Source organism: Cohnella rhizoplanae, assembly GCF_948329515.1.
Classification (GTDB): Bacteria; Bacillota; Bacilli; order Paenibacillales; family Paenibacillaceae; genus Cohnella; species Cohnella rhizoplanae.
This window is the reverse complement of record NZ_CAOJCN010000013.1, coordinates 13,934-29,761: the sequence shown is the minus strand read 5'-3', so window position 1 is coordinate 29,761 and position 15,828 is coordinate 13,934. Positions and strand designations below refer to the sequence as shown.

Annotated in this window: 14 protein-coding genes; 6 read left to right on the top strand and 8 right to left on the bottom strand. The window is 62.0% G+C overall.

From position 1 onward, the window contains the following. Positions 1-56: 56 nt before the first annotated feature. The 5 genes from PQG80_RS18600 to PQG80_RS18580 form a co-directional block, all read right to left on the bottom strand. Entirely contained in the window at positions 57-983 is a 927-nt protein-coding gene (locus PQG80_RS18600; RefSeq protein ID WP_271752941.1) for an ABC transporter permease, read from the bottom strand. Between the two features lie 23 nt (positions 984-1,006). Further along, complete coding sequence (locus tag PQG80_RS18595) at positions 1,007-2,701, bottom strand: ABC transporter substrate-binding protein (protein ID WP_271752940.1); 1,695 nt, start codon at positions 2,699-2,701, stop codon at positions 1,007-1,009. Positions 2,702-2,733: 32 nt separating this feature from the next. Next, complete coding sequence (locus tag PQG80_RS18590) at positions 2,734-4,065, bottom strand: LLM class flavin-dependent oxidoreductase (RefSeq protein ID WP_271752939.1); 1,332 nt, start codon at positions 4,063-4,065, stop codon at positions 2,734-2,736. Between the two features lie 328 nt (positions 4,066-4,393). Next, positions 4,394-5,308: an HPr(Ser) kinase/phosphatase gene (gene hprK, locus PQG80_RS18585; RefSeq protein ID WP_271752938.1), complete on the bottom strand. Its 915-nt coding sequence runs from the start codon at positions 5,306-5,308 to the stop codon at positions 4,394-4,396. An 87-nt stretch (positions 5,309-5,395) separates the two neighbouring features. Continuing rightward, a complete protein-coding gene (locus PQG80_RS18580) occupies positions 5,396-6,694 on the bottom strand; it encodes an MFS transporter (RefSeq protein WP_271752937.1) in 1,299 nt (432 codons plus the stop codon). Between the two features lie 159 nt (positions 6,695-6,853). Between PQG80_RS18580 and PQG80_RS18575 the strand changes: the two genes are divergently transcribed. Continuing rightward, positions 6,854-7,852: an aldo/keto reductase gene (locus tag PQG80_RS18575; RefSeq protein WP_271752936.1), complete on the top strand. Its 999-nt coding sequence runs from the start codon at positions 6,854-6,856 to the stop codon at positions 7,850-7,852. 39 nt (positions 7,853-7,891) lie between these two features. Here PQG80_RS18575 and PQG80_RS18570 read toward each other — a convergent pair whose 3' ends face one another. From PQG80_RS18570 to PQG80_RS18560, 3 genes are all read right to left on the bottom strand, one after another. Continuing rightward, a complete protein-coding gene (locus tag PQG80_RS18570; protein WP_271752935.1) occupies positions 7,892-8,617 on the bottom strand; it encodes a glycosyltransferase family 2 protein in 726 nt (241 codons plus the stop codon). Beyond that, a complete protein-coding gene (locus PQG80_RS18565; protein ID WP_271752934.1) occupies positions 8,617-9,354 on the bottom strand; it encodes a glycosyltransferase family 2 protein in 738 nt (245 codons plus the stop codon). Before PQG80_RS18565 ends, PQG80_RS18570 begins: the two co-directional genes overlap by 1 nt. Positions 9,355-9,512: 158 nt before the next feature. Further along, positions 9,513-10,208 carry a DUF8817 family protein gene (locus tag PQG80_RS18560; protein ID WP_490036335.1) on the bottom strand — a complete coding sequence of 232 codons (696 nt, stop codon included), beginning with the start codon at positions 10,206-10,208 and terminating at the stop codon, positions 9,513-9,515. 182 nt (positions 10,209-10,390) lie between these two features. Between PQG80_RS18560 and PQG80_RS18555 the strand changes: the two genes are divergently transcribed. The 5 genes from PQG80_RS18555 to PQG80_RS18535 all read left to right on the top strand — a co-directional run bounded on the left by PQG80_RS18555 (position 10,391) and on the right by PQG80_RS18535 (position 15,828). After that, positions 10,391-11,089 (top strand): MerR family transcriptional regulator, encoded by a 699-nt coding sequence (locus PQG80_RS18555; protein ID WP_271752932.1) that lies wholly within the window; start codon positions 10,391-10,393, stop codon positions 11,087-11,089. Between the two features lie 109 nt (positions 11,090-11,198). Continuing rightward, positions 11,199-12,272 (top strand): BMP family lipoprotein, encoded by a 1,074-nt coding sequence (locus tag PQG80_RS18550; protein WP_271752931.1) that lies wholly within the window; start codon positions 11,199-11,201, stop codon positions 12,270-12,272. Positions 12,273-12,361: 89 nt separating this feature from the next. Next, on the top strand, positions 12,362-13,861 hold the full coding sequence (locus PQG80_RS18545) for an ABC transporter ATP-binding protein (protein ID WP_271752930.1): 1,500 nt from the start codon (positions 12,362-12,364) through the stop codon (positions 13,859-13,861). Then, the gene (locus PQG80_RS18540) at positions 13,854-14,921 is read left to right on the top strand and encodes an ABC transporter permease (protein WP_271752929.1); all 1,068 of its coding nucleotides are present in this window, start codon (positions 13,854-13,856) and stop codon (positions 14,919-14,921) included. The genes PQG80_RS18545 and PQG80_RS18540 overlap by 8 nt, the downstream gene beginning before the upstream one ends. After that, on the top strand, positions 14,905-15,828 hold the full coding sequence (locus tag PQG80_RS18535) for an ABC transporter permease (RefSeq protein WP_271752928.1): 924 nt from the start codon (positions 14,905-14,907) through the stop codon (positions 15,826-15,828). Before PQG80_RS18540 ends, PQG80_RS18535 begins: the two co-directional genes overlap by 17 nt.

Sequence of the window (15,828 nt, the reverse complement as noted above, 5' to 3'; positions counted from 1 at the left end):
CCGCATGCCATCTCGCCATTAAGCCATTGGAATTACGCCATCACGCCATCACGCCGTCACGCCGACCGCCGCACGCGCGGGTCGATGACCGCATAAGACAAGTCGACGAGCAGGTTGACGACGACGTAGACGAGCGAAGAGAAAAGGATGACGCCCTGCACGACCGGCAGATCCTTCGCCATGATGGCGTCCGCGATGATGCGGCCGATGCCCTGCCTGGAGAATACCGTCTCGATGACGACGGTGCCCGCCAGCATCTCGCCCGCGAGCACGCCGATCATCGTGACGGCGGGGATCAGCGCGTTGCGCAGCGCATGCCGGTACATGACCGCCCGCTCCGACAGGCCCTTGGCGCGCAGCGTCACGACGAAGGCATCCCCGATGACCTCCAGCATGCTGTTGCGGACCATGCGGACGATGAAGCCAGCGCCGATGAGGCCGAGCGTGAGCGCGGGCAGCACGAGCGTCCGCCAGCCGTCCGAGCCCATCGCCGGGAACCACCCCAGCCGGATGGAGAAGATCAGCAGCAGCAGGATGCCGGTCCAGAAGGCGGGCATCGAGATGCCGAGCAGGCCCACGATCCGGGCGATCAGGTCGATCGGCTTGTTGCGGTGAATGGCCGACAGCACGCCCAAGATTACGCCGACGATGACGGATACGGCGGCGCTGGCGGCTGCCAGCGCGAGAGTCGCGGGGAAGTGCTTCGCGATCTTGGGCAGTACGGGCTCCGAGTTCAGCACGGATTGACCGAAGTCGCCGCGAAGCAGCTTGCCGAAGTAATCGGCAAGCTGCAGCAGGAAGGGGCGGTCGATTCCGAGCTGGTGACGGAGGTTCGCGATCGTCTCGGGCGAGGCGCTGGAGATGTCGATCATGCTCGCCACCGGGTCGCCCGGCAGCAGGTACATGATGACGAATACGAGCGCCGACGAGCCGACGATGACGAGGAGGGAGGAGAGTATGCGTCCGGTCACGGCTTTAAGCATCGCTTGTTACCCCTCCCCTACCTTTACTTGGCCAGGCTCACGTCGTTGAACAGCGGGTAGCCCAGCAGATCGAACTTCAAGCCCTGGACGGACTTGGACGCCGCCACCGTATACGGGAATACATAGATCGGGAGGATGATCGCCTCATCCTTGATGCGCTGCTGCACTTTTTTGTACAGCTCGGCGCGTTTTGCGTCGTCCTTTTCCAGCGCGCCCTGCTCGAGCCACTGATCGAGCTCCGGATCGGAGACTTTGGAGAGGTTGCCGAGCGCGCCCTTCGGCGCCGTGTGATAGAAGGCCGACAGCGCGTTCGGATCTCCATTGACCTGGCTGTTGCCGTAAAGGTCGTAGTTGGAGTTGGTGTACACCTCGGTGAGGATGTCCTTGGTGATGACGACTTCGGTGTCGATCCCGATCTTCTTTAGCTGCTGCTGGATAATGGCGGCGATATCGTTGCGCTTCTCGCGATTCGGCGAGCCGTCGACGTAGCGCAGCGTGAGCTTCTTGCCGTCCTTCTCGCGGATGCCGTCGGCGCCTTTTTTCCAGCCGATCTCGTCAAGCAGCGCGTTCGCTTTGTCTGCGTCGGGCTGGACGGAATTCTCAAGCGACGCGTCGTAACCGAGCACGCCCGGCGTCAGCGCGGACCAGGCTTGGTCGTAAGTGCCGAGATACAGCGTCTTGACGATGGCGCCGACGTCGATGCCGTATTGCAGCGCCTGGCGGGCCTTGGTCTCGCCCCATGGCGCGTGTTCCTGATTGATGAACAGTGTATATGGAAGCCCGATCGTGTTGGCCTGCAGCACCTGGAAATCCGGATTGCTCTTGAATGAGACGATGTTCTGCGGAGGCACGGTCTCGGCTGCGAGCACTTGGCCGCTCTGGACGCTGCCGATTCGGGTCGCTTCCTCCGGCGCGATCTTGAAGGTCAAGCGGTCGAGATATGGCGCGCCTTTATTGTCGACGATCTCGGGTGCCCAGTTGTAATCGGGATTGCGCTCGACCGTGATCTCGGCGTTCTCTTCCCACTTAACGAACTTGAACGGGCCGGTGCCGACCGGATTTTTGCCGAACTGATCGCCGTACTTCTTGGCGGCCGTCGGGGAGACGAGGCCGAGAAGCGCCTGGCTCAAGTTGCCGAGGAAGGCGCGCGACGGCGTCTCCAGGTTCAGCTTGACCGTATACTCGTCGATGACTTCCGCCGACTTGTAGGGCTTCAGCAGCGCGCTCGCGTTGGCGGCCTTCGTGTTCGGGTCGAGGATGCGGTCGTAGTTGAACTTCACGGCTTCCGCGTTGAACGGCGTGCCGTCCTGGAACTTGACGTCCTGGCGCAGCTTGAACGTATAGCTCAGGCCGTCTTCGGACTCGGTCCACTCGGTGGCGAGCCACGGCTTGACCGTGTTGTCGGGCAGCTTCACGACGAGGTTGTCGTAAAGGGTGCGGATGACGCGCACGGCGACCGCGAGGCCGCTGCGCTGGGGATCGAGCGTGTCTGGCGAAGTGGCGAGCGCATAGGTCAGTTCGCCGCCTTGCGCGGCGGCGGACGGCGAACCGTCCACTTGCGAGGCCGCAGGCGAACCGGCGCTTGGACTCGCATCGCCGGAAGCGGCCTGGCCGCCGTTATTATTGTTGTTGCCGCAGGCGGCAAGCGCCAGCGCCAGCGTGAGCGTGACCGCGAGCAGCGCAGAAGTCCATTTGAACGAGCGATGATTGCTGTACATCTGAATGTTCCTCCCATATTCACAAGGTTTATTTAAGAACGGACCGCGACCGGCGCGGCATAGCGGTTGACCGGGAACGGCAGGCCCAGGTTGCCCCGCAGCGTGTCTTGCTCGTAGTCCTGCCGGTACAAGCCTCTCTCCTGCAGCAGCGGCACGACCAGCCTGACGAAGTCGGCGAATCCGCCGGGCACGCCCTCGCCGACGATGAAGCCGTCCGCGGCGCCGCCCTCGAACCATTGAACGAGACGATCCGCGACCTTATCCGGCGTGCCGACGAACGGCCCCTTGGGCGTCATCGTGCGGAGCGCGACCTGGCGGAGCGTCCAGCCGTTTTCCTGGGCCTTCTGCTTGATCCGGTCCGTGATGCTGCGGAAGCTGTTGGTCCCGAGATCCCCGATGTCGGGGAACGGCTCGTCGAGCGGATACGCGGAGAAGTCGTGGTGGTCGAAAAAGCGGCCGAGATACAGCAGCGCGTCCTCGACCGAAGCGAGGGAGGCGACCTCCTCATATCTGCGTTCGGCATCCTCGTCCGTGGCGCCGACGATCGGCCCGATGCCGGGGAAGATCAGAATCTCGTCCGGCGAGCGTCCGTACTCGGCGGCTCTGCGCTTCACGTCGGCATAGAACGCCTGGGCTTCCTCGATCGTCTCGTGTCCCGTGAAGACCGCGTCCGCCGTCCTCGCGGCCAGATCGCGTCCCGCTTCGGACGAGCCCGCCTGGAAGACGATCGGCCTGCCCTGCTTGGAGCGGGCGATGTTGAGCGGTCCTTCGACGGAGAAGAACTCGCCCTTGTGGTTCAGCCGGTGCATCTTTTCCGGATCGAAGAAGACGCCGTTCTCCTTGTCGCGGACGAAGGCGTCGTCCTCCCACGAATCCCATAGCCCCTTGGCGACCTCGAGGTACTCTGCGGCGAGGCGGTAACGCTTGGCATGGTCGGGATGCGCGCCTTTGTTGAAGTTCGCCGCGGTCGCTTCGCCAGGCGAGGTGACCACGTTCCAGCCTGCGCGTCCGCCCGTAATATGATCCAGCGAGGCGAACTGGCGCGCGACGGTGAAGGGCTCGCTATAAGAGGTGGACAGCGTACCGACGAGCCCGATGCGCGAGGTCACCGCGCCGAGCGCGGACAGCAGCGTCAGCGGCTCGAAGCGGTTCAGGAAGTGCGGGATCGACCGCTCGTTGATGGTGAGGCCGTCCGCGATGAAGATAAAGTCGAACTTACCCTGCTCGGCCTGCTGCGCCTGCTCCAGATAGAAGGGCCAGCTGATGCTCGCGTCCGACGGGACGTCGGGATGCCTCCAGGCCGACATGCTCGATCCTACGCCATGCAGTACCGCGCCCAGCTTAAGTTGTCTGTTCTTTCCCATATTCGAATCCCCCTCGAGTTTAAAATTGATAATTCCAGTCTGTGTAGTCGGATTAATAGTTAATATAAGGGTAGATCGCGCTTTTGCGTAATAGAAAAATCAAATCGGCGCATTCAATCTATCGATACGAGGAGCCGGGCGAGGATCCGACGACGAAGAAGCCTTCCCGCCAATCCGTGTTGGATTGGGGGAAGGCTTCTAGAGACTCGCGGTGTGCTAGAGGAGCGCTTGAGCGTTACTGAGCAGGAACGTCCGCACTTCACGGTGCCTTGAGCGCGCGCGAATGTTCCTAAATTGAAACGGCTGCGGTCCGCGGACCGCAAGATGCTCACTGCATGCTGCTCTGGATGCGCTGCATGAACTCTTCGACCGCGCTATAGCCGAGCTGCTTGAGATACCAGTTGTTCGCCGCGGCCTCGATGAGGCCGGCGACGTCGCGCCCGGGCTGCAGCTGGATCTCCAAGTACGGAATCTGCACGCCCATGTATTCGGAGAACTTGGGCTCGAGCTCCAGCGCGTTGCTCAGCTCGCCGTCGCGCCATGTCGTCAGCTCGATGTCGAGCACGATGCGCGTCTCGTCCTGGAACGCCCTGCGGCCATACTGGCGGACGACGTTGATCAGGCCGACGCTGCGCAGCGCGAGGAACTCGCGCGTCGTCTCGTTGTGCGACCCGAGCAGCAGCGCGGGGCCGAGCTTCCTGAGCACGACGATATCGTCCGCCACGAACCGGTGGCCTCTGCGGATGAGCGTATGCGCCGTCTCGCTCTTGCCGATGCCGGACTTGCCCCGCAGGAGCACGCCGATGCCCGATACGTTCACGCAGACGCCGTGGATCGACTGCTCGGGCGCGAGCGCCTTCACCAGGTAGCCGTCCAGCTTCGCGATGAACTCCGTCGTCGGATCTCCGGTCCGCAGCAGCGGGATGCCTTCTTCGTCGCAGAACTTCGTCAGGTAGGGGAGCTCCTGCTGGCCCGCGGTCACGATGAAGCAGGGCGGGTGATATTTGACGATGTTGCCGATATGGAGCAGCCGTTCCTCGACGCTCAGCTGCAGCAGATACGTGATCTCCTTGCGGCCGAGCACCTGCACGCGTTCCATCGGGAAGAACTCGAAGTAGCCGACGAACTCGAGACCCGGGCGGTGCGCCCGCGAACGGGAGATGACCCGGTCCAGGCGCCCGGCGCCCGCGAGTACCTCCAGCTTGAATTGATCCGCGAGACTCTGCACGGTAATGGACTTCATGCGGCTAACCTCCTTCTGTTGCGGCGATTCTATTATACTCTACCCGATCTATTCCATAGCGGGGAGTCTTATTCCTGCGAAGTGCCGCTACGCCTCGAACGAGCCTGTCGACGGGCGGGAGCCGCCCCGGCGATACCAGAGCATCACGGGGAGCAGCAGCAAGGCGAGCGCGCCGCCCGCGAGCGAGAGCGCGCCGAAGCTCGAGAAAGCGACGACCGCGCCGGACAAGGCGCCGCCGGCGGCGCCCGCGAGCGAGATCAGCACGTCGACGGAGCCCTGCGTCTTGGCGCGCGTGCGGAGGTTCGTCGCGTCGACGATGACGGCCGTGCCGCTGATGAGGCCGAAGTTCCAGCCGAGGCCCAGCAGCACCAGGCCGAAGATCATCCAGGCCGACGAGTCGCCCGGCGCGAACGCGGTGACGAGGCCCGCGCAGAGCAGCGTCCCCGCCGCTACGCAGGACATCGCGATCCGCCCGACCTTGTCGACGAGCACGCCGGTCACGAGCGAGGGGAGGAACATGGCGGCGATATGCGCGCCGATCGTGAGGCCCACCATGTCCAGACTGTGGCCGTGATGCTTCATATGCAGCGGTGTCATCGTCATAACGGCGGTCATGACGATCTGGGTGATCAGCATGACCGACGCGCCGACGACGATGCCGCGGCTGCCCGACCGCTCCGGCGTATCGGCGCCGGCGCCTCCGACGGCGCTCGCGGCAGGCGCGTCGTCTGCGCTCGCCCTGGCGACGAGGAACGGATCCGGCCGCAGCAGGATGGCGAATACAAGGCCCGCCAGGGCGAATGCCGCCGAGGCCAGCATGAACGGCCCGGCGAGCGGCGGGATCCCCCAATCGGCCGCGAGTCTGCCCATGGGCGAGACCAGGTTCGGTCCGGCTACGGCGCCGAACGTGGTCGTGACCATCGCGATGCTGACGGCCCGGGCTCGCTGATGCGGCTCGGCGAGGTCCGTGCCGGCGTAGCGCGCCTGCAGATTGGTGGAGGTCCCTGCGCCGTAGACCAGCATCGCCAAGAGCAGCAGCGGCAGATTGTCCCAAGCGGCCGCCGCGACAACGCCCAGCGCGCCTGCCGCGCCCGTCAGGAAGCCGGCCGTCAGGCCCGCGCGCCGGCCGAGCCGCTGGGTCAAGCGTCCGACCGCGAAGGCCGATATCGCCGAACCTAGCGTGAACAGCGTCGTCGACAGACCGGCCAGGCCGTCCGAGCCCGTCATGTCCTGCGTCAGGAGGGCGCCGACCGTAATGCCCGAAGCGAGCCCCGCGCCGCCGAACAGCTGCGCGATCACGACGATCGCGAGCGTCCGCTTGTGGATCGCGCGCCGCTCCGTTTGCGTGTATATTCTCATCTGAACCCCCCATGGCCGTGTCTTCATCTTTGATTCCATGCGAATTATACTATGATCCGATGTCGGCCGATAGGTGGATTTCGTATAGATGAAGGAAGCGCGGAGGCGTCGGAAGATGCGCATCGCGGAATCGGGTATAATGGGCGGTAGCGTCATCTACGTATGAACCAATCGGAGGGAAACCGCATGGAATACGCATACTTGGGAAGGACGGGCCTGCAGGTGTCGCGACTGTGCCTGGGGACGATGACTTACGGAGATTGGGACTTGGACGAGCGGACGTCGCTCGGAATCATCGACCGGGTGCTCGATGCCGGCATCAACTTCCTCGACACCGCGGACACCTACGGGAAGGGAACCAGCGAAGAGATCATCGGCAAGGCGATCCGGGGCCGGCGCGATCGGGTCGTCGTGGCGACGAAGTTCAAGGTGCGTACCGCGGAGGGACCGAACGGCGAGGGCGCGAGCCGGCACCGCATCATGCGGCAGGTGGAAGCAAGCCTGAAGCGGCTGGGCACCGACTATATCGACCTGTACCAGATCCATCGGCCGGATCCGCACACGCCGCTCGACGAGACGCTGCGGGCGCTGGACGATCTGGTCAGGCAAGGGAAGGTGCGCTATATCGGCTGCTCGAACTTCGAAGCTTGGCGCATCGTCGAGTCGCTCTGGGTCAGCGACCGCATGAACCTGGAGCGCTTCGTCACCAACCAACCGTCCTACAGCGTCTTCAACCGCTACATCGAGCAGGAGATTCTGCCGGCCTCGGAGCGCCATGGGCTCGCCACGCTGTGCTACTCTCCGCTGGACGGGGGCTGGCTGTCGGGCAAGTACAGAGCGGGTAGGCCGCTGCCCGCCGACTCCCGCGGCGAACGGATGGATCCGGAATCGCCGGCCAATCGGGCCAAGTTGGAGAAGGTCGAGCGCCTGGCGAGGCAAGCCGAGTCCAAGGGAACGAAGCTCGGCCAGTTCGCGCTGGCGTGGCTGCTGCGACGTCCGGACGTTTTTCCCGTCGTAGGCATCCGCAATGCCGATCAGCTGGCGGACAACCTGAAGGCCTTGGACGTCCGGTTGTCGGAGGAAGACCTGCGGCTGGTCGACCAGGTTTCCCCGAGCCCTTATCAGGACTTTTCCCAGGACGGCAGCTTCTGGTTCGAGGAGCCGCGCGCTTACCGGTTCAAGTAGCGATCCACGGTTACTGCCATTCCGGCCAAGTCTGCTCTGTTAGCTTCGGCAGACGAACGCTCGAATGTCCTTCACCCGCAGCACGCGGGCATGCCGGGTCATCAGCTCCCGGTCGCTGACGACCCAGGTATGGTCCCGCGACCGGGGCCTGCGCATGGCGATGAAGTCGTGCGGGCTGCCGGCGTAGATCCGGCAGCCGCTCGCCCGCGCGTCGGCGCAGAGCTTCACGCACTCCCCGCGGTTCAGGTCGCGGAACCCCACGCGGTCGAACACCTGCCGACGCGCGAGCAGGGTCGCGCCCTGCACCTGATCGACATACCGGTTCGCCCTGTCGTAGTAGCGGTGCAGGAGCAGCTTCCGGCCGGCCAGGTACATATAGTGCGCGCGCTTGCCGACGATGTCGGCGCCGGTCCCGCGCAGCACCCGCACGCTCTCGGTCAGGTACCCGGGCCCGTAATAATCGTCGTCGTCGAACTTGGCGATCAGCGGGTGCCGCGCTAGGCGTACGCCGACGTTCAGGCAGTGGCCGAGCGACAGATGCGCCGGCAGGCTAACCACCTTTACGTTCTTGTAGCGCGCGGCCGCCTTGACGTATTCCACGATCCGCAAGTCCATGCCGTTCAGGATCACGATCAGCTCCTTGTCCCCATAGCGCTGTCTGCCGTAGTTGCGCAGCAGCGCATCCATGTACGCCCGCCGCTTGGTGCAGGCCACGACGGACACCGCGAACGAGCCCGTCCCGCTGCCGTCCGCCGCGGGCGCCATTAGCGGTTCCCCCTCGGCTTTCTCCGCACGAAGCGCTTGTAGTCGGTCACGCCCGGGATCGTCCGGTGGTGCGCGAGCAATTCCTTGTCGCCGATGATCCACGTGTGGCTCGCCGAGTTCTTCCTTCGGACGGCCGCGAAGTTGAACCTTCCGCCCGAGTACACCCTGTAGCCCTTCCGGCTGCTGCGCGCGCAGAACAGGTCGTCCTCGCCCACGCTGCGGTCGGGGAAGCGGACGCGCTCGAACACCCGCTTCTTGAATACGAGCGTCGCGCCCGGCAGCCTGTCCGCGGGCCGGTGCTCGTCGCGGGCGAATCGGAGAATCAGCTTCTTCGCCCCTCGCAGGTACATATAATGCGCGCGTTTCCCGACGACGTCCGCCTTCGTCCGCCGCAGCGACTGCAGGCTGTCGTTCAGATAATAAGGCGCGTAATAATCGTCGTCGTCGAACTTGGCGACGCAGCGGTATCGCGCCTTGCCGACGGCGAAGTTGAGGCAGGCGCCGAGCGAGCGGCGCTCCGGCATGCGATAGATTCTTACGTTCCGGTGCTTGCCGGCCAGCCGGCGATAGGGCGCGAGCGGGATTTGGTCGTGATTGACGATCACGATCAGTTCTTTAGCCGCATGCTTCTGCCTGCCGTAATTCCGGAACAGGTTATCCAGATAATCGCGGCGGTTGGTGCAGGTAACGACGGTGACCCCCTTCTGCGCATTCGCGTCTAACGAGCCTGCTCCCACGTTCGATCGCTCTCCTTGTCCCATGGATCTGAGGATATCGCTATAATCTATGAGCGCGGGCGACGCGGGTAACGGCTGTTCGGGAAAATGACGCATATGCACCGGGTTCGCGCCGGGGCTGCTTGCCGCTATTCGAATCTAGCGACCGCCGCCGTCACTCATTCACCGTCCATCATCTCGCGGTACTGGTGCGAGATCTTGTCCCAATCCGGGCTGTCGGCCGCGCTGTAAACGTCAAGTAAAGTTTGCAGTTTCTCGTTCAAGCTTGGATTCACTGCTTGGTCTCGTTGCAAGTGAATGTCCAGAGCGACCAGCCATATTTTCGCCAGATCCAAGTCTCCTGCCTCTATCGAATCCAAATCCGCTGCAGGAAAGAATTTTTCCCACATTTTAAACGCCGCATGGTAGTCCTCCTTCGAATATAGGAGATCGTAGAGCGTCTCGAAATTTTGGGCATACGCCGCGCTCTCGATGGTTCTAAAGAATGCAGGATCGGCATTCCGCATCCCGATGTAGAACGTATTCCCGCCTACATCCGTCACCATAAATCTTCGATCTTCCGCCAGCTGTTTTATTTTCGATATTCGGGGGATGCCCGAACGAGGGATTTTACCGAGGCGTCGTTTCAAGCCGGACGCGAATTGTTCGTAGACCCCATCTACATCGTCGACTTCGATATAGCACATCTGGGGGTTCTCATTCGGCAATATTCGTTTGGTTCCATAGAAATGCAGCTCGAGCGAGCCGTAACGGACAACGGCATAAGGATTGGGCCGCGTGTAAGTCTGAACGGTGTTGAAGCCCAAGCTTTCATAAAAGGACACCTGCTCCTTAATGGACGGACAAGGTAAAATCGGTTTGATGTTAAAGATGGACGGACACCCCTTTTACGTAAATTTAGCTTACCCGTCAAGCGTATCAAATTCATGCAAATGCTAAGGTGCGACTGAAATTTATGATGTGTTAAAATAAGCGAAGGGCGTAAACCCGTCATGTACTTTAATTGACGATTGTAGGTTTACATCGGGAGGCCGGGATGAAAGGAATTGAGATCGCAAAAAAGCTAAATATAAGTACGAGCGCTTTGCGGCATTATGAAGCGTGGGGCCTTGTTCCCGAGGTCGAGAGAGCGGCCAATGGCTATCGCATGTATACCAAGGAACACGAGGCTTATTTCCAATGCATACGCGCGATGTATGAGGGTTTTGGCATGGAGCTGATCCGGGAGGTCATGCCGCGCATCATTCGCGGGGAGGCGCTTGATGCCTTATGGCTCATCAACAAGGCACAGGTTAACTTGCATGCGGAGAAGGAAACCGTGCAAAGAACGGTCGACATGCTGGATCTGAGAGAGCTGGGCGATCTGCCGCGACGCCGCGATAAAAACTCGTATACGATCGGCGAGGTCGCGAAGGAAGCGAACGTATCGGCATCCGCGATCCGGCATTGGGAGAAGGAAGGGTTAATCGGGCCCGAGCGGCAGCAAGGGAGCGGATTCCGTATTTATAGCGCTTCGGATATCCGAAAAGTGCTCGTCATCCGAACCGTACAGCGAGCCGTGTATTCCTTGGATACCGTCCGCGAAGTATTATCGGAGCTCGATAAGCACAATGTGGCGCAGGCTAAGGATATCGCGCTGCAATCTCTTCGATACATCGATCAAGCATTGGCCCGGCAAGTGCGGGGTATCGCGTGTTTGCAGAATCTGTTGGATACCATCTCAAATCAAGAATGACAGCGAAATTTGTCGAAACCGCCAAAAATACATTTGACAAAAACCCAGTGATCTTCTAGGATATCATAGAGTCTACTTATATAGCACCTATTCCGGGGGAGAGAAACAGATGAAGAAAACATTATCGCTCGTTCTGATGTTCGTACTGATCGCGGGCGTGCTCGCGGCGTGCGGATCGAATAAGAACAACAACGGCAACAACGCAGGCGGCAGCGCCAGCAGCAGCGCGCCGGCAAGCGGAAGCGCGTCCGCGCCGGCGGCTTCCGAAGGCAAGCCGAAAAAAGTCGCGCTCATCACGCCCGAGCCGATCGGCGTCAACGCGTTTTTCGTGCTGATGGACGAAGGCTTGAAGAAGGCCGGCAAGGATTTTGGCGTGGAAGTCAATACGATCGAGTCCACGGATCCGGCCTCCATCGAGCAAAACATCCGTACGGCGGCGGCAGGCGACTACGACCTGATCATCACCGCGACTTACCAAGTCGAAGACGCCCTGAAAAAGATCGCGCCGGAATACCCGGACAAGGCATTCGCCGTCATCGATACGGTCGTCGACCTGCCTAACGTTCGTTCCATCGCGTTCCGCGAGTACGAAGCGTCGTACCTGCTCGGCGCCGCGGCCGCTCTCGTCTCCAAGTCCGGCACGGTCGGCAACGTCGTCGCCATGGACATCCCGCTCCTCTCCAAGTACACGAGCGGATTCGAGCAAGGCGCCAAATCCATCAACCCGAACATTAAGATCCTGGTCGGCTTCGTAGGCGGATATACCGACCCTGCGAAGGCGAAGGAACTGGCTCTGCAGCAAAACGCCCAAGGCGCGGACTTCATCGCCGGCATGTCGGCCGCAGGCGACCTCGGCGTCTTCGAAGCCGCAGGCGACAAGGGCTTCTACACGTCCGGTCAAGATACGGACAACACCGACGGCAAACAAGTCATCCTGGCGCAGCTCAAAGGCACGGACGCAGTAGCCTACGAGACGGTCAAAGACTTCGTCGAAGGCAACTTCTCGTACGGCGTCCGCGACTACGGCCTCAAGGAAGGCGGCGTCGGCCTGACTTACGTCAACAAAGACAGCAAGTCCCCGCTGAGCGATGCGATCGGCCAAGAAAATGTTGACAAGCTCAAGAAGATTTCCGATGATATCATTGCAGGCACGACCGTCGTCAAAAATCCTTTGCAACCATAAATGCCGCTTTAACCAATAACCATCGATAACCGGCTGCCCCGAGCAGCCGGTTTCCTATGCTTATAAGGACCGCAGACAGGAGGGGTCGCATGCTGCTCGAGATGGAACGAATCGCGAAGAGCTACGGCAGCGTCGTCGCGAACAGGGGAATCGACTATAACCTGAAGGCCGGGGAAGTGCATGCCATCGTCGGGGAAAACGGCGCGGGCAAAACGACGCTCATGCGCATTTTGTACGGCATGGAGCAGGCGACTTCAGGCGTAATCAGGCTGAACGGGCGCGAAGTGCGCTTCGCCGATCCGAAGGATGCGATCGCCAGCGGCATCGGCATGGTGCACCAGCACTTCATGCTGTTCCCGGACTTCACCGTGGCGGAGAACATCGTGATCGGCCGCGAGCCCGGCGCCGTCCGGTTCGACCGCAAGACCGCGGTTGCGCAGGTGGAGGCGCTCACCGATACATACGGCATCCGCGTAGATCCGCGAGCGAGGGTCGGCGACTGCCCGCTCGGCGTGCAGCAGCGGGTGGAGATCCTGAAGGTTCTCCATCAAGGCGCGGAGATCATCATCCTCGACGAGCCGACCGGCGTGCTGACCCCGCTGGAGGTCACCGAACTGCTCGAAGCGATCAAGAAGCTGGCGGGCATGGGCAAGAGCTTTATTTTGATTACGCATAAACTGAACGAAGTGATGAGCGTCGCCGACCGGATCACCGTGCTGCGCGACGGCGAAGTGACGGGCACGCTGAACGCCTCCGAGACGGGCGTGGAGGAGCTGTCCAGGCTCATGGTCGGCCGCGAGCTTGCGCCTTCCACGAAGAAATCCGCGAATCCCAAGGCGAGCGTGCTCGAGCTCAGAGACGTCTCCCTCGCCGGACACGGACCCAGACCGCTGCTGGACGGCATTAACCTGACCGTGCGCGAAGGCGAGATCGTCGGCGTGGCGGGCATCTCCGGCAACGGTCAATCCGAGCTGATCCAGTCGATCGCGGGCCTCGCGAAGCCGGATGCGGGCACGATCTCGCTGCTCGGCAAGGACGTGACGGGCAGCAGCGCGCGGGCGCTGCGGGACGCCGGGCTGGCGCATATTCCCGAGGACCGGTACATATGGGGTGCCAACAAAGCCGCGACCGTCGCCGAGACGGGCATCATGGGCCACCAGAATCGGCTGGGGCGTTATGGGATGCTGCGCGGCAGAGGGACGAAGGCGCTCGTATCGGACTGGGTCAAGCGCTATGCGATCAAGGCCGGCTCGCTCGATAACCAGACGCAAAACTTATCCGGCGGCAACCTGCAGAAGCTGATCGTCGCCCGCGAGCTCGCGCAGAACACGCCCTTCTTAATCGCGGCTGAGCCGACGCGCGGCGTCGACATCGGGGCGATGGAGACGATCCACGAGGAGCTGCTGCGCAAGCGGGCCGAGGGCGGGGCGATCCTGCTCGTCTCGTCGGAGCTGTCGGAGATACTGAAGCTGTCGGACCGGATCGTCGTCATGTACGAAGGAACCATCGCGGGAGAGCTGCATGTCGACGAGGCGAGCGAGGACAAGCTCAGCCTGCTGATGGCGGGAGGAGGGATACGAAATGAGTAAAATCGGAACGTGGCTGCTTCCGCTTCGCGGACCGCTGATCGCCATCGTGATCGGCTTGCTCGCGGGCTCGATCGCCATTCTCGTGGCCGGCGGCTCGATCGCGGAGACGTATGCGGAAATGTGGAAGGGCGCATTCGGCAGCTTTTACTTTTTCACGAGCACGCTCGCGCGCGCGACGCCGCTCCTTCTCGTCGCCATGGGAGCGGCGGTCGCTTTCCGTTCAGGCTTCTTCAACCTCGGCGCGGAGGGGCAGATGGCGTTCGGCGGCTTGAGCGCGGCGCTCATCGGCTTGCACGTGCCGGGACCGGGCTGGTTCGTGTGCATCGTAGCGATGCTTGGCGGCATTGTCGCGGGCGGGCTATGGTCGGCGATGGCCGGTTACTTCGACGTCCGCTTCCGGGTGAATCTGCTCATCACGACGATGCTGCTCAATTACATCGCCTCATTGTTCGCGGGCTATCTGGTCACCTATCCGTTCAAAGACAAGACGGGCGCGGGCGCGATGGCCCAGACGCAGATGCTCGAACACGCGATCTGGCTGCCGAAGCTGTTCAAGGGCATGACGGTGCACGCCGGATTCGTCCTCGCGCTGGCGGCCGTCGTCATCCTGTACATCTATTTGGCCAAGTCGGTCAAAGGCTACGAGGCGCGCATGCTGGGCGGCAACCCGCTGTTCGCCGTTTACGGCGGGGTCCGGCGGACGTCGCTCATGCTGACGACGATGTTCGCGAGCGGCGGACTCGCCGGGCTTGCGGGCGCGGCCGAGGTACTTGGCTCGCAGTATCGCTACATCGACGGCTCGTTCGCTTCGGCGGACTATGCCTGGACGGGCATCATGGCGGCGCTGCTCGCGAACGGGAATCCGATCGGCGCGGCCGTCGGCGCCTTTTTCCTCGCGGCGCTTCAGACGGGCGGCATGGGCGTGGAGCTCAATACCGACGTGCCGCTTGAGATCGGTTCGGTGATCCAAGCCGTGCTCATCTTGTTCATAACCGTTAAATTTAGCTGGAGCTTCGCGCGGCGTAAAAAGGGGGCGATCGTCGATGGATCAGCTGTTTGATCTGGCCTTGTTCAATTCGGCGCTTCGCATCCTGACGCCGATCCTGCTCGCGGCCCTGGGCGGCGCGCTGTGCGCGCGCGTCGGCCTGTTTAACGTCGGACTCGAAGGTCTGATGCTGATCGGCGCGTTCACGGCCATCGTCGGCAACCATTACTTCGGGAATACGATGCTGGCCATCCTGTTCGCGATCGTATGCGTATGCGCGTTCTCGCTGCTCTTCGCGTTCCTCAGCATCCATCTGCAGGCCAACGTGATCGTCGTCGGCATCGCGATAAACTTCTTGGCGCTCGGCGTGACGACGTTCAGCTTGCGGACGATCTTCCATGTAAAGGGCGCATACTACGATAAGGAAATGGTCGGCTTGCCGAAATGGGACATTCCGCTCATCAAGGACATTCCGGTCGTCGGCGACATTTTCTCCGGGCATTCTCCGCTTGTCTACTTGTCGTTCCTGCTGGCGGGATTGCTGTGGTACTATTTCTATCGCACGGTGAACGGGTTCCGGTTCCTCGCCGCGGGCAGCAACCCGCTCGCCGCCCGGACGATCGGCATCCACGTTCGCCGCTACCAATACGGCGCGATGATCGCCTGCGGCGTGCTGTGCGCCCTCGCCGGCGCGCAGCTGTCGCTCGGGCAAGTCACGATGTTCACCGAAGGGATGACGTCGGGCCGCGGCTTCATCGCGCTCGTCGCGACGATGCTCGGCCAATCCGGGCCGCTCGGCGTGCTCGGCGCCAGCGCGCTGTTCGGCTTCATGGACGCGTTCAGCATCCGGCTGCAGGGCGTGTCGTGGCCGTCTCATTTTACGCAGATGGTTCCTTATGTCGTGACGATTATCGCTATGTTCTTTTTCCGGGACAAAGGGTTCCTCAAAGACGCTCAAAACGCCGGCTCCAGCTCCAGATAA